Consider the following 19,137-nt stretch of genomic DNA (forward strand, 5'->3'; position numbering starts at 1 on the left):
CCTCCATCCCCCCCAAAAAAAAAGCCACGCAATGCGTGGCTTTTTTGTCGTAACCGCACTTTAGGCTGTAGCGCCTGCAACTGCTTCACGCGCCAGTTCGGTAATGCGCGCGTAGTCACCGCTTTCCAGCGCATCGTTCGGCACCAGCCAGGAACCGCCCACGCACAGCACGCTTTTCAGTGCCAGGTAATCGCGGTAGTTTTTCAGTGAGATACCGCCAGTCGGGCAGAAACGGATCTGGGAGAACGGACCTGCAATCGCTTGCAGCGCTTTTACGCCGCCGTTCGCTTCCGCCGGGAAGAATTTGAACTCACGCAAACCGTAGTCCATACCCAGCATCAGTTCAGAAACGGTGCTGATACCCGGAATCAACGCAATCGGGCCTTCTACAGCAGCTTTCAGCAACGGCTCTGTCAAGCCGGGGCTGATGGCGAACTGTGCGCCAGCAGCAATCACTTCCGCCAACTGCTGCGGATTGGTTACTGTGCCAGCACCGACAATCGCGTCAGGTACTTCTTTGGCAATGGCACGGATCGCGTCTACTGCGCAGTCGGTACGCAACGTGACTTCCAGAACGCGAACGCCACCCGCTACCAGGGCTTTCGCCATCGGCACCGCGTGCTCCAGTTTGTTCACTACAATCACTGGAACCACAGGACCTGTGGTCAAAATTTGCTCTGCGCTCGTTTTCCAGTTTTTCATTCGTCATCATCTCCTGTCATGCCCGGAGGCATCATTAGTCATATAGCGCGCCCCTGCCACAGGGATCTGCCCAAAGCAGACGTCCGACCGCACCGAGTTTTAGCCAAACATTACAAACAAAAATTCTATTGATTACCGGTCACTGCCGCACGTCGCCACGCACGGCAGAAACCAATCACTTATTCCACTTCGTTCCAGGAACGGCCATCCCGGGTGATCATGGCGACAGAGGCCACCGGCCCCCAGGTACCAGCCTGATACGGCTTCGGCGCATCGTTGTCCATCGCCCAAGCGTCCATGATGGAGTCCACCCATTTCCAGGCCTCTTCCGTCTCATCACGACGCACGAACAGCGCTTGGATACCGCGCATGGTTTCCAACAACAGACGTTCGTAGGCATCAGCCAAATGCTGCTGATTAAAGGTTTCCGAGAAGCTCAAGTCCAGCTTCACGGTTTGCAGACGGTGTTTATGCTCCAACCCGGGAATTTTGTTCAAAATTTGAATTTCAACGCCTTCGTCGGGCTGCAAGCGAATGATCAATTTATTCTGCGGCAGTTGCTGGTAAGAATCGTGGAACAGGTTCAACGCCGGATTTTTGAAATACACCACCACTTCCGAGCACTTGGTTGGCAAACGCTTGCCGGTGCGCAGATAGAACGGCACGCCCGCCCAACGCCAGTCATCAATATCCACGCGGATGGCAACAAAGGTCTCCGTGTTGCTCTTTTTGTTGGCGCCCTCTTCTTCCAGATAGCCCGGCACTTTATGGCCCTGAACAAAGCCGCCAGTATATTGGCCGCGCACCGTGGTTTCATGCACGTTGGAACGATCGATGCGACGCAGTGAACGCAGTACCTTCACTTTTTCGTCACGAATGCGATCGGTGCTCAGATCCGACGGCGGAGACATGGCAATCATGGTCAGAATCTGCAACAGATGGTTCTGAATCATGTCGCGCATCTGCCCAGCCTGGTCGAAATAGCCCCAACGCCCTTCAATACCGACCTCTTCCGCGACGGTGATCTGCACATGATCGATGGTGCGGTGATCCCAGTTGGCAGAGAACAACGAGTTGGCAAAACGCAGTGCCAGCAAGTTGAGCACCGTCTCTTTACCCAGATAATGGTCGATGCGGTATACCTGGCACTCGTCGAAATATTCGGCGACCTGATTGTTGATCTCGCGAGAAGACGCCAGATCCGAACCCAGCGGTTTTTCCATCACCACGCGCGACGGCGACTTGTTAAGCCCCGCTTCACCCAACCCGCGACAGATTGCGCCGAAGGTGCTGGGCGGCATGGCAAAATAGTTGATGGTGGTACGGTTCTTTTGATCGAGCATTTTGCCCAGACGTTTGAAACCGGCAGTATCCTGTACATCGAGATTGCAAAAATCCAGCCGACCACTCAGCGTTTGCCACAGTCCGTCATCGATAGACTCCTTCATGAAGGTGTCCAATGCTTCACGGACTACGCTAACGTATTTTTCCTTATCCCACTCTGCACGTCCCACGCCAATGATGCGCGTGTCCGGATGAATGTGACCGGCTTTTTCCAATTGATACAGAGACGGCAGCAATTTTCGGCGCGCCAAATCGCCTTTCGCACCGAAAATAACCAGATCACACGCCTGGGCTGTTGAAGTTACCGCCATGTTCATCTCCTCGTTGCAGGATGCTGTAATTTTATTACAGCAATAATGTACTCTTTTTGACTAGGACCCGTAAACCCGTCAATAAATGTCATTAAGTTTCATAATGCGCATCACGTAATGATGAAAAAAATCCACTGTATGAATGACTGAAACGGTTTAGGCGTTCCTCCAAAAGAGAAATTTTCTGTCTTTTCTGACAGCCGGTTACTTTTTTGAAAGTTAGACACACGTCATGTTCTCAGAAAAAAAATGCGCAGCCTTACGCAGTTTTCCCTGCCAACCCGACATGGGGCGTAGTATATTCCCATGAATTCTGCATCGGTTTCCCTCTGGTTGAAATCGATAAAACCGCACATGGTCTCATTATATGAACATGCTGGACAAAATTCTGAGCCACCTTGAGCTCCTCAGCAAGTCAGAACGAAAAGTGGCAGAGGTTATTTTGGCGGCACCACACACCGCCATCCACTCCAGTATTGCCACACTGGCTGGCATGGCGGAGGTCAGTGAGCCCACCGTCAACCGATTCTGCCGTCGTTTGGAAACCAAAGGCTTTCCCGATTTTAAACTGCATCTGGCGCAAAGCATTGCCAATGGCACGCCGTATGTTAACCGTAACGTCGATGAAGATGACAGCGTCGATTCCTATACCAGCAAAATTTTTGAATCCACGATGGCTGGGCTGGAGCACGCCAAATCAAATCTGGACATCACCGCGGTCAACCGCGCCGTCGATCTGCTGACGCAAGCCAAGAAAATTTCATTTTTCGGCTTTGGCGCTTCTGCCGCCGTCGCGCACGATGCGATGAATAAATTCTTCCGCTTTAATATTCCTGTCGTCTACTTTGATGACATTGTTATGCAGCGTATGAGCTGCATGAACTCCAGCGATGGGGATGTTGTGGTGCTGATCTCCCATACCGGCAGGACCAAAAGTCTGGTTGAAATGGCCCAGTTGGCGCGGGAAAACGATGCAACGGTTATCGCCATCACCTCAGACGCCAGTCCCCTCGCCCATGAAGCGTCGTTGACGCTGCGCGTGGATGTGCCGGAGGACACGGATGTGTATATGCCCATGGTATCCCGTATCGCGCAGTTAACACTGATTGACGTATTGGCGACCGGCTTTACGCTGCGGCGTGGTGCAAAATTCAGGGATAACCTCAAACGCGTCAAAGAAGCCTTACGGGAGTCGCGCTTTGACAAAAGCGACCGTTTTGGGGGTTCCTACGGTAACGAGCACTAAGCATTTGTTTTATAATTTTGTGTTTATATAAACAGGTGTTTTTATTAACATATTGTTTTTATTAGCACAATGCGTTTGTATTTAACGATTTACCCAACACGATAACCATAACAAGGGGAAGGGTTGGCTATCCTTAAGGAATAATGGTTGCTATACATAACCATTGCCCGGTATAGCCACCCGAACTTAACCACGGAGGCGGGCTGCGTTTACGCTCTACCTGATGCGAAAGCGCGGTTCGGCACTACTCACTTCACTATTGCTTCACAAGTCAACGGAGTTATACATGTCCAGACGGCTCAGAAGAACCAAAATCGTCACTACGCTGGGGCCCAGCTACCGACCGAGACAATAATCTGGAAAAGGTTATTGCCGCAGGCGCTAACGTAGTCCGCCTGAATTTTTCGCATGGTACGCCTGAAGACCATCAGTTGCGTGCGGACAAAGTGCGGGAAATCGCAGCAAAATTGGGCCGCCATGTGGCAATTCTGGGCGACCTCCAGGGGCCAAAAATTCGCGTTTCAACCTTCAAGGAAGGCAAAGTTTTCCTGAACGTTGGCGACAAATTCCTCCTTGACGCCAACCTGGGCAAAGGCGAAGGCGATAAAGAAAAAGTGGGCATCGACTACAAAGGCTTGCCAGCCGATGTGGTACCGGGTGACATCTTGTTGCTTGACGATGGTCGCGTACAGTTAAAAGTATTGCGCGTGGATGGCATGAAGGTGTTTACCGAAGTGACCGTTGGCGGCCCCCTGTCCAATAATAAAGGGATTAACAAGCTCGGTGGCGGTCTGTCTGCCGAAGCCTTAACGGAGAAAGATAAGGCCGATATCATCACAGTGGCCAAAATTAGCGTCGATTATCTGGCCGTGTCTTTCCCGCGCTGCGGCGAAGACCTCAATTACGCGCGCCGGCTGGCACGCGATGCTGGCAGTCAGGCAAAGATCGTGTCCAAAGTAGAACGTGCAGAAGCCGTCGCGACAGACGAAGCCATGGATGACATCATTCTGGCCTCCGACGTGGTGATGGTGGCGCGTGGCGATCTGGGGGGAGAAATTGGTGATCCGGAGCTGGTGGGTATTCAGAAGAAACTGATCCGTCGTGCGCGTCAGTTGAACCGTGCGGTGATCACCGCGACTCAGATGATGGAATCCATGGTCACTAACCCGATGCCGACCCGCGCCGAAGTCATGGATGTCGCCAACGCTGTATTGGACGGCACCGATGCCGTGATGCTGTCAGCAGAAACCGCTGCCGGTCAGTATCCGGCGGAAACCGTCGCTGCAATGGCCAGCGTTTGTCTTGGTGCCGAAAAAATCCCGAGCATCAACGTCTCCAAACACCGTTTGGATGTGCAATTCGATAACATTGAAGAATCGATTGCTATGTCCACGATGTATGCCGCAAACCATCTGAAAGGCATTACCGCCATTATTGCCATGACCGAGTCAGGCCGCACCGCGCTGATGATGTCTCGTATCAGCTCCGGTTTGCCCATTTTCGCCATGTCTCGCCATGAACACACCTTGAATCTCACGGCGCTCTACCGTGGTGTTACACCGGTGCATTTCGACAGTTACACCGATGGCGTTGCCGCGGCCAACGATGCGGTTATTCGTCTGCGTGACAAAGGTTTCCTGGTGTCTGGGGATCTGGTTATCGTCACTCAAGGCGACGTCATGAGTACGGTCGGCACCACCAACACCTGCCGCATCCTGCGCGTCGAATAAACGTTTTCCGTTGGATGTAAAAAGCCCCTGGTGAACCAGGGGCTTTTTTTTATTGTTTATTAACGTGGGCTTAAAACGTTTCCCAATTGCCTTCCGCTTTGGAGGCTGGCTTTTGCGCAGTTAATACCGGCACCGGGCTGACGACTGGTTTACGTACCGCCACGGCTTTTGGCGCTGATCCCACCGTCGCCAGTTGGAAGATAGAAACAATCTGATTGAGATAACGCGCCTGCTCTTCCAGCGAGGCAGAAGCAGAAGCCGATTGTTCAACCAACGCCGCATTCTGCTGCGTCACGCTATCCATTTCCACCACCGCCTGACCGACCTGGCTGATCCCCTTGCTCTGTTCGCTCGACGCAGAAGCAATCTCGCCCATGATATCCGTTACACTGGTCACCGCTTTGACGATATTCTCCATGGAACTGCCTGCCAGAGCGACCTGATCCGAACCAATCTTGACGTTATTGACGGATTCATCGATCAGCGTTTCGATCTCTTTTGCCGCCTGAGCACTGCGCTGCGCCAGATTACGCACCTCTCCTGCCACCACGGCAAAACCACGCCCCTGTTCACCTGCGCGTGCGGCTTCAACAGCCGCATTCAGCGCCAGGATATTGGTCTGGAATGCAATGCCGTTAATCACAGAAATGATATCGGCAATTTTTTGCGAGCTGCCGCTGATCGTACTCATGGTCTTGATGACGCCGTTGACGATATCGCCACCTTCATTTGCAGTCTGCGAAGCGTTCTTGGCAACCAGGCTGGCCTGATTGGCGTTATCCGCATTTTGTTTCACCACTGCGCTCAACTGCTCCATACTGGCAGCGGTTTGTTCCAACGCTGAGGCCTGCTCTTCAGTGCGTGATGAAAGATCGGTGTTGCCCGACGCAATTTCCCCGGCACTACGGTAAATTTCTTCGGCGCTACCGCGAATATCCGATACGGTCTTCACCCAGTTATTTTGCATTTGCTGAACGAAAGGAGCCAACTTGCCGACACAGTTTTTCCCCATCTGCTCCAAAGGCGTATGCAAAATGCCGTCTGCCAATACTTGCAAGTGCTGCTGAATGCGCTCCAACGGACGAACCACGAATGCTGCCAGATAGCGATCGGTCAGCACCACAATGACCGCACCCACGGTCAGCGCTGCAATCAGGATACGTTTGCACCATTCGACCCAACCGCTAATGCGCTTCTGTGCCTGCTCTTTTAAATCGGCGATAACCGCGTTGTATTTGTCGATAGCCGTGGTGAAATCACGGCGTAGCTCGCGGTAAGCGCCACTGGAGAGCTGTTGAAAGGTATCTGCTCTGTCACCTTTCAATGCCTCAAACATCGGGACCATGGCCTGACTATACAGCCGATAGGAGCTGTTATAGATTTCATCTACCGTCACGTTGTTGATATTGGCGTGATCGGTCACCTTAAACGTGTCCAGCCCTTGTTTTAAACGGCCCAACTCTTCCTCTGCCGTGCGTAATTCAGTAGCGAGTAATGTTGAATTGTTACTGGTTTTCGCTTCAGCGGCGCGATCCAATGCACTTTTCGCACGGTAATATTGACCGCTGGCGCCGTTGATAATGTCGCCATTAATTTGCTGTACGTTGGTGAGATCAATTTCATCGTTAAGTTGGCTAAGCGAGTAGAGTGCGAACGCCGAAACGCCGCCCCACAGCAAGGAAAACAGGATCAGGATAAGCACCAGCATGGTTCTTATTTTGGTATCGCGGATAAAATTCATAATATCTGCCCTGGGAAGGTAATGATTAGGGGTTCATCGGAGTGAACCAAATCCATGCTTCCTTGCGTGGAAACCGCGCAAGTCTACCTGCGGGCCGTGATTGTCCATAGTTGTGTAACGCTCAATGCGTTAAGGTTATCGGCATGTTATTGATACACTTGAGGGGCATGTTAAAATATTTTTATTATAATTAAAAAAAACATGTAATTTAGCGGCGACAACCAAGAGGGATAACTGAGGGTCATGCAAAATACGCGGTAACAGGCTGGCGCCTGCTACCGCCGCGTTAGCAAGGGAACGGCTTAGTCGCGAAACAGATCGTCCCGGCAGTAGGGCTCTGTTTCACCGGGTTTGCGGGTTTTCAATAGCTTCAAAATCCAGGTGTACTGCTCTGGATTTGGGCTGACCAGTTGCTCGACTTCTTCATTCATCCGTCGCGCAATCTGGGTGTCATCCGCCTCAAGTAAATCATCCATCGGTGGACGGATCACCACATCCAGTACCCCTTCTGCGGCGTTATACACCGGGAACAACGGCACAACGGAGGCTTTACAGACTTTCATCAAACGACCGATGGCAGGTAAGGTTGCTTTATAAGTGGCAAAAAAATCAACAAATTCACTGTGCTCAGGGCCATGATCCTGATCGGGCAGATAATAGCCCCAATAACCATTGCGGATTGAGCTCACAAAGGGCTTGATACCATCATTTCGGGCATGAACGCGACCATTAGTGCAAAGGCGTGCGCTGTTCCACAGATAATCCACCAGCGGATTTTTTTGATTGTGCATCATTGCCGCAATTTTTTGGCCTTTGGCAGAGATCAGCATGGCAGGAATATCGACGCCCCACCCGTGAGGTACCAAAAAGATGATATTGCGTTGTTGCTGCTGAAGCGCTTCGACGGTTTCCCAGCCGTGCCAGCGCAGTTTTTTCTGCACATGTGCCGGACCGCGAACCGCCACCTCAGCCATCATCACCATCGCCTGAGGTGCGGTAGCAAACATCCTGTCAATAATCGCTTCCCGCTTTGATTCCGACAGTTCAGGAAAACAATAGAGCAGATTGATTCTGGCGCGTCTTCTTGCGCCTTTGGCAAACCGTCCTACCAGTTTGCCCAACTGGCCCAACACCGGGTCGCGCCAGCGGGCAGGTACGTAGGTAGTTGCCGCCATGGCTCCTGCGGCCAGCCAGCCCCCCCAATAACGCGGTAGATAAAACTCGCGTTTGAACTCGGGGATAAACTCGGCGCTATTTTTTTTCTCTGTATTCATGCCTTAACTCTTCATATACAACATAGGGTAATGATAATTGTCCGCTCAGGTTTTGCAATCATCTTCCCGATAAACGCATGACCGGTATAAATAAAACAGCCGACAGCAAGCTGTCGGCTGAAGATGAACTGTACCGGATATTAATCAAACTTGAGCTGCGGTGTCACTTCTCTGACCTGTGCCAGATACTCGCGACGATCCTGACCAGCCAACCCTTCCGAACGCGGTAGTTTTGCCGTCAATGGGTTTACGGCTTGTTGATTGATCCAGAACTCATAGTGCAGATGCGGACCGGTAGAGCGCCCGGTATTGCCGGAGAGCGCAATACGATCGCCGCGTTTCACTTTCTGCCCGGGTTTCACCAGCAGGCGATTTAAGTGCATATAGCGCGTGGTATATTGGCGCCCGTGGCGAATCTCAACGAAATTACCCGTATCCGGCCCACGCGATGCGGCCACCACTTCACCGTCCCCGACCGAAAGCACGGGGGTCCCGACTGGCATGGAGAAATCCACACCGCGGTGTGGTGTCACTCGACCGGTGACGGGATTGAGGCGACGCGGATTAAAATTCGAAGAGACACGGAATTGTTTCATGGTAGGGAAACGCATGAAGCCACGGGTTAACCCGGAGCCTTCCCGATCGTAGAACTTGCCGTCCGCTGCGCGGATAGCAAAGTAATCTTTATCACCGGTGTTAAGACGAACACCGATCAATTCGCTCTGTTCACTGCGTCCATCGAGAATTTCGCGAGACAGCAATACCGAGAAATTATCGTCTTTGCGCAATTTTCGGAAATCGAGCTGCCATTGCAGCGCCTTGATCACCGCACTCACTTCACTGTCCGTCAGACCCGCCGCTTTGGCACTCTGCACAAAACTGCCACTCAGGCGACCATTGATAACGCGGTTGTGCCACTCCCCCTTCTGCATCTCGACGCGTTCTTTAAAACCGTTATCGCCGCGTTCATAGATTCGGGTTTCGCGGCGCGACATCTGCCATGTCAGGCTTTGCAACTCACCATCATCGTTGACCGCCCAGGAGAGCTGCTGCCCGATTTTGAGATTTCGTAAGTCGTCGTGTTTATCTGCCAGCAGCGTCACATCAACCATATCAATGCCGTACTGGGTTAAAATACTGCTCAGCGTATCGCCTGTCGAAACCACATACTCATGCACGCTGCTGTCATCACTGCCGGTGGTACCCAGCTCATCCGCCGGGATCGCAACCGGCGGCGTCGGTTGCTCGATGCTTTCGCTATCCATTGGCTCACTGGCCTCAGGCGCGATCGTCTGCGGTGACATAACAGTTTGATTTGGCGTAGGAGCAGTGCTAATCGGGGCTTCTTTGACAGTAACAGGCGTATCATCAGCGGGGGGATAGACAACGGGCCGCCAAACGGCGACGGCCAGGGTGATGACACTCAACGACCCCAGCATTATGCGATGGGGTCGCGGCAAGTTGTTATACGCTATAGCGATAGTTCGGACTATCTGCTGCACTTATCGGCATCCTCATGATCTCTTCTCCAGGCAGCGGCTATACTGATCGGACAGCTGTAATAAAAATGCGGCATAACTGTCCTTACTTAGCGCAATGTTGCTTCCCAATGGATCCAGTACGCCAATGCGTACATCCGTTCCTTTGGCAACAGCGTTGATAACCGCTGGCCTGAATTGTGGCTCAGCAAAGACACATACGGCCTTCTGCTCAACCAGTTGTGTTCGTATCTGGTGTAAACGCTGTGCACCGGGTTGAATGGCTGGGTTGATAGTGAAATAGCCTAGCGGGCTTAACCCGAAACGCTTTTCAAAATAACCATAGGCATCGTGAAACACGAAGTAGCCCTTCCCCTTGACAGGTGCCAGCATATTAACAACTTTTTCTTCTGTCTGCGCGAGTTGATCTGTAAAATTAAGCAGATTCGCGTCTAGTTTGTCTTTCTTTTGTGGCATTAGTTCCAATAATTTTGCATGAATTGCGATTGCTGTCTGTTTTGCCATCTCTGGTGACAGCCAAATGTGCATATTGTACTCGCCATGGTGGTGCGTCGGCTATCTCATCTGCACCGTGATCGTGGTGCGCATCAGCACTTTCATGCGCGTGTTCATGCTCATGCTGGTGATCGGCGTCATCATGACCAGCGGCCTCATGATGTTCGTGTTCAGCTGCTTCAGCATGCTCATCATCATCATGATGCCCATTTTCTTTTATCAGCGCGTTCTTAATGGCAGGCAAACTTGCCAATGAAATCTGTGGTGATGTGGCATGGGATGCCAGCGGTTTAGTTAAAAACGCTTCCATTTCCGGTCCAACCCATACAATCAGCTCTGCTGACTGTAAACGCTGGACATCGCTCGGGCGCAGGGCATAATCGTGCGGCGATGCGCCATCCGGCAATAGCACCTCCGTGGACGTTACCCCATCAGCGATGGCGGCCGCGATAAACCCGAGAGGACGAACAGAACTGACGACCGCCGCCTGAGCACTGTCGACAGTGATACCCGCAAAGCATAGTGCACCCGCAACAAGCAGGGCTTTCAATTTTTGTTCATTTGGCGATTTTTTCGGTGTGAAGTTGGCTGACATGTGTGTTTTCTCATTCATTTACCGTTAATTTTGTAATATTATAACGTCACAGACACTCTGCAAACTGAATTTTATGTCTACACTCGTTTCGCTCGATCGCATATCCGTCGCCTTTGGTGAACGTAACGTGCTTAGCGACATCTCGCTGAACCTGCAATCGGGCCGCATTCTCACGCTGCTTGGGCCCAATGGCGCAGGAAAATCCACGCTGGTACGCGTGGTGCTCGGACTGCTGTCGCCCACGGCAGGCACCCTGCACAAACAACCGAATTTACGTATTGGCTACGTGCCGCAAAAACTGCACCTGGATGCTACCCTGCCCTTAACCGTGGGTCGCTTTATGCGGTTACGTCCCATCGTCAAGCAACAGGATATCCTGCCCGCGCTCAAGCGGGTGCAAGCCGCCCATTTGTTGGATCAACCCATGCAAAAACTCTCGGGTGGCGAAACACAGCGGGTGCTGCTGGCACGCGCGCTGCTCAATCAGCCTCAATTGCTGGTGTTGGATGAGCCCACGCAGGGGGTGGATGTCAACGGACAGCTGGCGCTGTACGACCTTATCAACCAACTGCGGCAGGAGTTTGATTGCGGCGTGTTGATGGTCTCGCACGACTTGCACCTTGTGATGGCCAAGACTGATGAAGTGCTGTGCCTGAATCAGCATGTGTGCTGTTCGGGTGCACCAGAGGTGGTCTCTCTGCATCCTCAATTTATCGCCATGTTCGGTCCCCGTGGCGCAGAACAACTGGCGGTGTATCGCCATCACCATAATCATCGTCACGATTTAAACGGACGCATTACTTTAAAACGACAGGGCGGCAACGACGCATGATTGACATTTTGCTCCCCGGTTGGCTGGCCGGTATGTTTCTCGCGTGCGCGGCGGGTCCGCTCGGTTCGTTCGTGGTCTGGCGACGCATGTCGTACTTCGGTGATACCCTGGCCCATGCCTCTCTGCTGGGTGTTGCCATCGGTTTTCTGTTGGACATCAACGTCTATTACGCCGTTATTCTGGTCACACTGCTGTTGGCGCTGGGCTTGGTGTGGCTTGAACGTCGCCCCTATCTTGCCATTGACACACTGCTTGGCATCATGGCGCATAGCGCGCTGTCGTTAGGACTGGTGGTGGTTAGCCTGATGAACAACATTCGCGTTGATTTGATGGCCTACCTGTTTGGTGATTTGCTGTCGGTTACGACGCAGGATTTATGGTTGATTGGGCCGGGCGTGCTGGTGGTGATCGCCATCATGTGCTGGCAATGGCGTTCATTGCTGTCCATGACCATCAGCCAGGAGTTGGCACACGTGGACGGCGTCAATGTACAGCGCACCCGTTTGCTCCTGATGCTGGTAACCGCATTGACCATCGGGCTGGCAATGAAGTTTGTCGGTGCACTGATCATCACCTCATTGCTGATCATTCCTGCCGCCACCGCGCGCCGTTTTGCGCGCACGCCGGAGCAGATGGCGGGTTTAGCCGTGGTGCTTGGGATGCTCGCCGTGACTGGCGGCCTGATTTTCTCCGCCTTGTACAACACCCCTGCGGGCCCTTCCGTAGTACTCAGTGCCTCGTTTTTGTTTATGCTGAGTCTGATTCGCAAACAACCCGCCTGAAAGCGGGTCAGGTTCTGTCTATACCGAAATGGCGATACGCGTGCGCGGTGGCAATACGTCCGCGCGGCGTGCGCTGAATAAAGCCCTGCTGAATCAGGTAAGGCTCCAGCACATCCTCAATCGTTTCCCGCTCTTCACCGATGGCCGCCGCCAGGTTATCCAGACCGACCGGTCCACCGGTAAATTTATCGATGATGGCCAGCAACAACTTGCGATCCATGTAATCAAAGCCTTCCGTGTCAACCGCCAGCATGTCAAGCGCCAGCCTCGCCGTTTCGGCATCGATGGCGCCACTCGATTTTACTTCCGAGTAATCTCGGACTCGGCGCAACAAACGGTTGGCAATACGCGGCGTGCCACGAGAACGTCGAGCCACTTCCAAGGCGCCCTCATCGGTAAGTTCCAACCCAAGGCAAGCTGCACTGCGACCGACAATATGCTGTAAATCTTCGACCTTGTAGAATTCGAGTCGCTGCACGATGCCAAAACGATCGCGCAGTGGCGAGGTCAAAGAACCCGCACGGGTCGTCGCGCCAATCAGGGTAAACGGGGGAAGGTCAAGTTTGATAGAACGCGCGGCAGGCCCTTCACCGATCATGATATCCAGTTGGTAATCTTCCATCGCAGGATAGAGTACTTCCTCCACCACAGGCGACAAACGGTGGATCTCATCGATAAACAGCACGTCATGCGGTTCGAGGTTGGTTAACAATGCGGCCAAATCGCCGGCCTTCTCCAACACCGGACCTGACGTGGTACGCAGGTTCACGTTCATCTCATTGGCAACGATATTGGCAAGCGTGGTTTTCCCTAAACCGGGCGGGCCAAAAATCAGTAGATGATCCAGTGCATCCCCTCGTTTGCGCGCGGCCTCAATAAAGATTTCCATCTGTTCGCGCACCACGGGTTGCCCGACATATTCCTCCAGCATGCGTGGACGGATCGCACGGTCAATGATCTCTTCTTCAGGTATTTCTTGCGCAGAGATCAGGTGGTCGGCTTCAATCATGGCAATCCCCTTACAGTGCCGCGCGCAGCGCTTCGCGGATCAGTGTTTCACAATCGGCACCGGGTCGGGCAATTTTGGATACCATCCGGCTGGCTTCCTGCGGTTTATATCCCAAAGCCACCAGCGCTGAGGCCGCTTCACTTTCCGGATCGTCTTCGGGCGCAGCGGTGGGTGCTGAACTGCTAAGAGGGACATCGAGGGTGGCGGGATTAAACAGGTCTCCGCTCATCCCTTTAAAGCGATCCTTCATTTCTACCACCAACCGTTCTGCCGTTTTCTTACCGACCCCCGGCAATTTGATCAACGTAGCGATCTCTTCGCGCTCAACGGCGCTGACAAACTGCTGCGCAGACATCCCTGAGAGAATAGCCAGCGCCAGTTTCGGCCCAACGCCGTTGGTTTTGATCAACTCACGAAATAACGCGCGTTCTTGCTTGTTGTTAAAACCAAACAGTAACTGTGCATCTTCCCGCACCACAAACTGGGTGAAAATGACCGCTTCCTGGTTCAAATCAGGCAGTTCATAAAAGCAGGTCATCGGCATATGGACTTCATAGCCAACCCCGTTGACTTCGATCAGCACCTGCGGCGGTTGTTTTTCCAGAATGATGCCTCTGAGACGACCAATCACGTTGACCTTCCTTTTCGTTACGTTAAAACCTTTTCGCTAGCTTATAGCATAAAAAAGGCTGGATGAATATCCAGCCTGATGTTCAACGCAGTCGCCCGCGTGCTAAATTCAGCCTGTCGGGGCCGATGCGTGTCAGATTCTGACTCAGATGACAGTGCGTAATGGCAATGGCGAGCGCGTCGGCCGCATCCGCCTGCGGATTCGCCGACAGCTTGAGCAAGGTACGCACCATGTGTTGCACCTGACTTTTTTCTGCCGCACCGGTGCCAACCACCGTTTGTTTTACTTGTCGGGCTGCGTATTCAAAAATCGGTAACCCGTGATTGACACCTGCCACAATCGCCACACCGCGCGCCTGCCCCAACTTCAGAGCTGAATCCGCATTTTTGGCCATAAAAACTTGTTCTATTGCCAGACAGTCGGGCTGAAACTGGGTGATTATCTCGCTTACCCCGGCATAAATCAGTTTCAATCGTGTGGGGAGATCGTCCACCCCAGTACGAATACAGCCGCTGCCTACATAGCTGAGCTGACGCCCTTGCTGGCGGATAATGCCATAGCCGGTAATGCGAGAACCGGGGTCGATGCCTAGAATTAGCGTCATAGCGCATCGCCCCCTGTAGACACGTTAACCGCAAGCCGCGAAAACACCATTACAGTGTCGCCGCTACCTCGTCTGAAATTTCACCGTTATGATACACTTCCTGCACATCATCACAGTCTTCCAGCATATCGATCAGACGCATCAGTTTTGGTGCAGTGTCTACATCCATGTCGGCATTGGTCGATGGGATCATGGACACTTCTGCGGATTCGGCTTTCAAACCGGCAGCATCCAACGCATCTTTCACCTGACCGAAGGTTTCCCACGGTGTAAAGACGTCAATCGCACCGTCGTCATAGGTCATCACGTCATCAGCACCGGCTTCCAGCGCCGCATCCATCACCTGATCCTCATCCAAGCCCGGCGCATAAGAGATAACGCCTTTTTTGGTGAACAGGTAGGCAACAGAACCATCGGTGCCCAGATTACCACCGCATTTAGTGAATGCATGGCGCACTTCGGATACGGTACGGTTACGGTTGTCACTCAGACATTCCACCATCACCGCCGTGCCGCCAGGACCATAACCTTCATAAATGATGGTTTCCATGTTGTTATCTTCATCACCACCAACACCACGCGCAATAGCACGGTTCAGGGTATCGCGCGTCATGTTGTTGGAGAGTGCTTTATCAATAGCCGCACGTAGACGCGGGTTGGAGCCCGGATCGCCGCCGCCCAAACGCGCGGCCGTCACCAGTTCGCGGATAATTTTGGTAAAGATCTTGCCGCGTTTTGCATCCTGCGCCGCTTTACGATGTTTTGTGTTGGCCCACTTACTATGACCTGCCATAAAAATCTCCGAAAAAAGCCTCTTCAGGCCGGATAAATAACAAATTCTTCAATCGCCTGCCGGTTGCTCCACGATTTGGTGAGTTGTGCCGCCTCGGGCACCGCTAACCAACGGTAGGCAAGATGCTCGGTGAGAACCACCGCGCGTTCACGTGGCAACGCCAGACAGAACCAGTGTTCTGTATTGTGCGTGATGTCAGGGGCATAGCGACGTCTCAAATGAGCAAAAAGCTCAAACTCGACACAGCGCTGACAGTCAAACAGTGATAACCCCTCAGCGGCGATATCGATGTTAACCTCTTCTTTCACTTCGCGCTGTGCGGTAAGCGCCGCAGTTTCTCCCTCCTCAAGGCTGCCAGTAACCGACTGCCAAAAATCGGGATCGTCGCGACGCTGAAGCATCAGCACCCGCCCGGTGTCCTGCGCATAGATAACGATCAGGGCCGAAACGGGACGCTTATAAGCCATCGGCGGTTACTCCGCATCCTGCGCAGGTTTCGCTTTCGCCACCACAGCAATAGACAGCTCTGCTAACGATGCCGGATTGGCGTAACTTGGCGCTTCCGTCATCAGGCAGGCTGCTGCGGTAGTTTTCGGGAAGGCGATCACGTCACGAATGTTTTCCGTACCGGTCAACAACATCACCAGACGATCCAGACCAAACGCCAGGCCAGCATGCGGCGGTGTACCGTATTTCAGTGCATCCAGCAAGAAGCCAAATTTTTCGCGTTGTTCCTGCTCGTTAATGCCCAGAATACGGAACACCGTCTGTTGCATTACGCTGCTGTGAATACGCACGGAACCACCGCCGACTTCATAGCCGTTCAGTACCATATCGTACGCGTTAGCGATGGCGGAAACCGGGTTACTTTCCAGTGCTTCAGGCGTCATATCACGCGGTGAAGTAAACGGATGGTGCATTGCGGCCAGCCCACCTTCGCCATCGTCTTCAAACATCGGGAAATCGATGACCCACAGCGGTTTCCAGCTTGCCAAATCGGTCAGGCCGAGATCGCGTCCCAGTTTAAGGCGCAGCGCACCCAATGCATCCGTTACCACTTTCGCGCTGTCCGCGCCGAAGAACAGAATGTCGCCGTCTTCAGCCGCAGCGCGTTCTAACAACGCTGCCAGCAGTGTCTCATTCAGGAATTTAGCCACCGGACTGGAAATCCCTTCGAGCCCTTTCTCCTTCTCGTTCACTTTAATGTAAGCGAGTCCCTTGGCACCGTAGATCTCGATAAACTTACCGTATTCATCAATCTGTTTGCGGCTCAGTTGTGCACCGCCCGGTACGCGAATCACCGCTACACGGCCTTTGGCATCGTTCGCCGGGCCGGAGAACACTTTAAAATCGATCGTTTTGAGCAGATCGGCGACATCCACCAGTTCCAGCGGGTTACGCAGGTCAGGTTTGTCGGAGCCAAAACGGCGCATGGCTTCAGCAAACGTCATGATCGGGAAATCACCCAAATCGACGCTCAAAATCTCTTGCCACAGTTCACGCACCAGCTTTTCCATCACTTCACGCACCTGCGGTGCCGTCATGAAGGAGGTTTCGACGTCAATCTGGGTAAATTCCGGCTGGCGATCCGCACGCAGGTCTTCATCACGGAAGCATTTAACAATCTGGTAGTAACGGTCGAAGCCCGACATCATCAGCAATTGCTTGAACAACTGCGGCGATTGCGGCAGCGCATAGAATTTGCCCTTATGCACCCGGCTTGGCACCAGGTAATCGCGCGCCCCTTCCGGTGTCGCTTTGGTCAGCATCGGCGTTTCAATATCCAGAAAATCGTGGCCGTCCATAAAACGACGCACAAAGCTGGTAATACGCGCACGCGTTTTTAACCGCGTCGCCATTTCAGGGCGGCGCAAATCGAGATAGCGGTATTTCAAGCGCGCTTCTTCGGTGTTGGTTTGATTGGCGTCCAGCGGCAACGGCTCTGAGCGGTTGATAATCGTCAGCGCGGTCGCAAACACTTCCACTTCGCCCGTAGACATCTCTTTATTCACCTGGCTTTCAGGGCGCGCACGCACCACACCGGTCAGTTGAATGCAGAATTCGTTACGCAGTTCTGACGCCAAAGTGAAAGCATCCTGCCGATCGGGGTCGAAAAACACCTGGACCACGCCGTCGCGGTCACGCATATCGATAAAAATCAAACCACCCAGATCGCGGCGACGGTTAACCCAACCGCACAATGTCACTTCCTGGCCCACATGGGACGCGTTTAGTTGTCCACAATATTCAGTACGCATTACGATGTCCTTTTGAGCAATCACGCTAGAAACCATCTCAACGAGATATAATCACACCTACAACAACCACGCCTGAGAGCACCGGCCAGACCGCATCGTCACAGTGAGTACGAAACGCTGGTTTTATAAACATATCGGTTTCACAAAACACACGGGTTCCATAAAACGCATCGATGCTACAAAACACACGGGTTCCACAAACACAGCAGCGTTTCCCCACGCATCCAATCACAACGGTGTTTTTTTGCGCGGAATGGTTGTTCTGGATTGCTGTTCAGTAAAAAAGGTGGCTATTATAAAGGATATTCCCCGGAACGATAAGAGTGAAGCGGTTTCCGGGCAGTGATATGTCGCAAGAATTGTGAGAATTCCCTCTCAGTTAAAAAAATGTTTTACTGTCTCTCACTCTGTTAATGGATTGCAACGGAATGTTTATTGGCTTACCGCAATGGCAACACCCCGCCTGGCACAAGTTCGGACTGCGCACGCTGGCTGACTACGCGCGGTATTTCAACTGCGTGGAAGGCAACACTACATTTTATGCGCTGCCCAGCGCAGACAGCGTATTGCGTTGGCGGGACATGACCACTGATAGTTTCCGTTTCTGTTTCAAATTTCCTGCCACCATCAGTCATCAGGCGGGGTTGCGCCACTGTGAAGAGGAAACGCGTCAGTTTTTTCATTGCCTGAAACCGCTCGCCTCGCGTGTCGGACAATTTTGGTTACAGCTTCCTGCGGCCTTTTCGCCCGAGCAACTCCCTGATTTATGGCGTTTTCTCGATACACTGCCTCAGGAATTCAGCTACGGGGTGGAAGTTCGCCACCTTGCATTTTTTGCCAAAGGTGAGGATGAACGCCAACTGAATCAAGGGCTTTCACAGCGCGCTATCGACAGGATCATGCTCGACAGCCGCCCGGTACACCACGCGCCGCCAGATACGCCCGCCCTGCGGGAGGCTCAACGGAAAAAACCGCGTTTGCCGGTTCATGCGCTGCTGACCGCACAGCACCCCGCCATCCGTTTCATTGGCAATGAAGATATTGCAGACAATTTGCGCTGGTTTGCACCCTGGATTGATAAACTGAAACGCTGGCAGGGGCATTCTCCGTATCTGTTTATCCATACGCCTGACATTGGCAATGTGCTCCCGCTGGCACAAGCAATATGGCCGTTGTTAGAACCGGTTATCACGGCCTGTCCGCCTCGCCCTGACTGGCCGCAACAGGACGCCTTATTTTAAACAAATATAAAACAGCAACGTATTAAAAGGCTTTTTTTAGCATTTTTTAT

The 19,137-nt window shown here is 52.7% G+C and carries 15 protein-coding genes and 2 pseudogenes; 5 read left to right on the top strand and 12 right to left on the bottom strand.

The genetic code is table 11. The features are described 5' to 3' along the window. Positions 1-60 precede the first annotated feature (60 nt). Both K6K13_RS11500 and zwf read right to left on the bottom strand, forming a co-directional pair. Positions 61-702, bottom strand: coding sequence for a bifunctional 4-hydroxy-2-oxoglutarate aldolase/2-dehydro-3-deoxy-phosphogluconate aldolase (locus K6K13_RS11500; RefSeq protein ID WP_222160893.1), 642 nt, complete (start codon positions 700-702; stop codon positions 61-63). Between the two features lie 179 nt (positions 703-881). After that, positions 882-2,357, bottom strand: coding sequence for a glucose-6-phosphate dehydrogenase (gene zwf, locus K6K13_RS11505; protein WP_222160894.1), 1,476 nt, complete (start codon positions 2,355-2,357; stop codon positions 882-884). A gap of 367 nt (positions 2,358-2,724) precedes the next feature. Here zwf and K6K13_RS11510 point away from each other — a divergent pair, with 367 nt between their 5' ends. Then, on the top strand, positions 2,725-3,603 hold the full coding sequence (locus tag K6K13_RS11510; protein ID WP_222160895.1) for a MurR/RpiR family transcriptional regulator: 879 nt from the start codon (positions 2,725-2,727) through the stop codon (positions 3,601-3,603). Between the two features lie 286 nt (positions 3,604-3,889). Next, positions 3,890-5,333, top strand: a pseudogene (pyk, locus tag K6K13_RS11515) (pyruvate kinase). A gap of 70 nt (positions 5,334-5,403) precedes the next feature. Here pyk and K6K13_RS11520 read toward each other — a convergent pair. The 4 genes and pseudogenes from K6K13_RS11520 to znuA form a co-directional block, all read right to left on the bottom strand. Continuing rightward, entirely contained in the window at positions 5,404-7,074 is a 1,671-nt protein-coding gene (locus tag K6K13_RS11520) for a methyl-accepting chemotaxis protein (RefSeq protein ID WP_222160896.1), read from the bottom strand. Between the two features lie 302 nt (positions 7,075-7,376). Beyond that, entirely contained in the window at positions 7,377-8,348 is a 972-nt protein-coding gene (gene lpxM, locus K6K13_RS11525; protein ID WP_222160897.1) for a lauroyl-Kdo(2)-lipid IV(A) myristoyltransferase, read from the bottom strand. Positions 8,349-8,488: 140 nt separating this feature from the next. Continuing rightward, positions 8,489-9,850: a murein DD-endopeptidase MepM gene (gene mepM / locus K6K13_RS11530; RefSeq protein ID WP_222160898.1), complete on the bottom strand. Its 1,362-nt coding sequence runs from the start codon at positions 9,848-9,850 to the stop codon at positions 8,489-8,491. 12 nt (positions 9,851-9,862) lie between these two features. Continuing rightward, positions 9,863-10,937: pseudogene (gene znuA / locus K6K13_RS11535) on the bottom strand (zinc ABC transporter substrate-binding protein ZnuA). Between the two features lie 73 nt (positions 10,938-11,010). Here znuA and znuC point away from each other — a divergent pair. Both znuC and znuB read left to right on the top strand, forming a co-directional pair. After that, entirely contained in the window at positions 11,011-11,769 is a 759-nt protein-coding gene (znuC, locus tag K6K13_RS11540) for a zinc ABC transporter ATP-binding protein ZnuC (protein ID WP_222160899.1), read from the top strand. After that, a complete protein-coding gene (gene znuB / locus K6K13_RS11545; RefSeq protein WP_222160900.1) occupies positions 11,766-12,551 on the top strand; it encodes a zinc ABC transporter permease subunit ZnuB in 786 nt (261 codons plus the stop codon). The genes znuC and znuB overlap by 4 nt, the downstream gene beginning before the upstream one ends. A gap of 7 nt (positions 12,552-12,558) precedes the next feature. Here znuB and ruvB read toward each other — a convergent pair whose 3' ends face one another. The 6 genes from ruvB to aspS form a co-directional block, all read right to left on the bottom strand. Further along, a complete protein-coding gene (ruvB, locus tag K6K13_RS11550) occupies positions 12,559-13,560 on the bottom strand; it encodes a Holliday junction branch migration DNA helicase RuvB (protein ID WP_222160901.1) in 1,002 nt (333 codons plus the stop codon). Positions 13,561-13,570: 10 nt separating this feature from the next. Further along, positions 13,571-14,191, bottom strand: a complete 621-nt coding sequence (ruvA, locus tag K6K13_RS11555; protein WP_222160902.1) for a Holliday junction branch migration protein RuvA — start codon at positions 14,189-14,191, stop codon at positions 13,571-13,573. Positions 14,192-14,273: 82 nt separating this feature from the next. Then, positions 14,274-14,795 carry a crossover junction endodeoxyribonuclease RuvC gene (ruvC, locus tag K6K13_RS11560; protein WP_222160903.1) on the bottom strand — a complete coding sequence of 174 codons (522 nt, stop codon included), beginning with the start codon at positions 14,793-14,795 and terminating at the stop codon, positions 14,274-14,276. A gap of 49 nt (positions 14,796-14,844) precedes the next feature. Beyond that, the gene (locus K6K13_RS11565; protein ID WP_222160904.1) at positions 14,845-15,588 is read right to left on the bottom strand and encodes a YebC/PmpR family DNA-binding transcriptional regulator; all 744 of its coding nucleotides are present in this window, start codon (positions 15,586-15,588) and stop codon (positions 14,845-14,847) included. A 23-nt stretch (positions 15,589-15,611) separates the two neighbouring features. Beyond that, positions 15,612-16,055 (bottom strand): dihydroneopterin triphosphate diphosphatase, encoded by a 444-nt coding sequence (gene nudB, locus K6K13_RS11570; RefSeq protein ID WP_222160905.1) that lies wholly within the window; start codon positions 16,053-16,055, stop codon positions 15,612-15,614. A gap of 6 nt (positions 16,056-16,061) precedes the next feature. Continuing rightward, positions 16,062-17,846 carry an aspartate--tRNA ligase gene (aspS, locus tag K6K13_RS11575; protein ID WP_222160906.1) on the bottom strand — a complete coding sequence of 595 codons (1,785 nt, stop codon included), beginning with the start codon at positions 17,844-17,846 and terminating at the stop codon, positions 16,062-16,064. Positions 17,847-18,274: 428 nt separating this feature from the next. On the opposite strand from aspS, the gene K6K13_RS11580 reads away from it, so the two are divergent. Continuing rightward, complete coding sequence (locus tag K6K13_RS11580; RefSeq protein WP_222157171.1) at positions 18,275-19,087, top strand: DUF72 domain-containing protein; 813 nt, start codon at positions 18,275-18,277, stop codon at positions 19,085-19,087. The last annotated feature ends 50 nt before the right edge of the window (positions 19,088-19,137 follow it).

This window comes from Symbiopectobacterium purcellii, assembly GCF_019797845.1.
GTDB lineage: Bacteria > Pseudomonadota > Gammaproteobacteria > Enterobacterales > Enterobacteriaceae > Symbiopectobacterium > Symbiopectobacterium purcellii.

What these genes read in the sequence shown, in the direction of transcription:
- ruvB (WP_222160901.1), bottom strand. Translation starts at nt 13,560, where the DNA reads ATGATTGAAGCCGACCACCTGATCTCTGCGCAAGAAATACCTGAAGAA.
- lpxM (WP_222160897.1), bottom strand. Translation starts at nt 8,348, where the DNA reads ATGAATACAGAGAAAAAAAATAGCGCCGAGTTTATCCCCGAGTTCAAA.
- K6K13_RS11580 (WP_222157171.1), top strand. Translation starts at nt 18,275, where the DNA reads ATGTTTATTGGCTTACCGCAATGGCAACACCCCGCCTGGCACAAGTTC.
- znuB (WP_222160900.1), top strand. Translation starts at nt 11,766, where the DNA reads ATGATTGACATTTTGCTCCCCGGTTGGCTGGCCGGTATGTTTCTCGCG.
- K6K13_RS11520 (WP_222160896.1), bottom strand. Translation starts at nt 7,074, where the DNA reads ATGAATTTTATCCGCGATACCAAAATAAGAACCATGCTGGTGCTTATC.
- nudB (WP_222160905.1), bottom strand. Translation starts at nt 16,055, where the DNA reads ATGGCTTATAAGCGTCCCGTTTCGGCCCTGATCGTTATCTATGCGCAG.
- K6K13_RS11500 (WP_222160893.1), bottom strand. Translation starts at nt 702, where the DNA reads ATGAAAAACTGGAAAACGAGCGCAGAGCAAATTTTGACCACAGGTCCT.
- K6K13_RS11510 (WP_222160895.1), top strand. Translation starts at nt 2,725, where the DNA reads ATGAACATGCTGGACAAAATTCTGAGCCACCTTGAGCTCCTCAGCAAG.
- zwf (WP_222160894.1), bottom strand. Translation starts at nt 2,357, where the DNA reads ATGGCGGTAACTTCAACAGCCCAGGCGTGTGATCTGGTTATTTTCGGT.
- K6K13_RS11565 (WP_222160904.1), bottom strand. Translation starts at nt 15,588, where the DNA reads ATGGCAGGTCATAGTAAGTGGGCCAACACAAAACATCGTAAAGCGGCG.
- znuC (WP_222160899.1), top strand. Translation starts at nt 11,011, where the DNA reads ATGTCTACACTCGTTTCGCTCGATCGCATATCCGTCGCCTTTGGTGAA.
- ruvC (WP_222160903.1), bottom strand. Translation starts at nt 14,795, where the DNA reads ATGACGCTAATTCTAGGCATCGACCCCGGTTCTCGCATTACCGGCTAT.
- aspS (WP_222160906.1), bottom strand. Translation starts at nt 17,846, where the DNA reads ATGCGTACTGAATATTGTGGACAACTAAACGCGTCCCATGTGGGCCAG.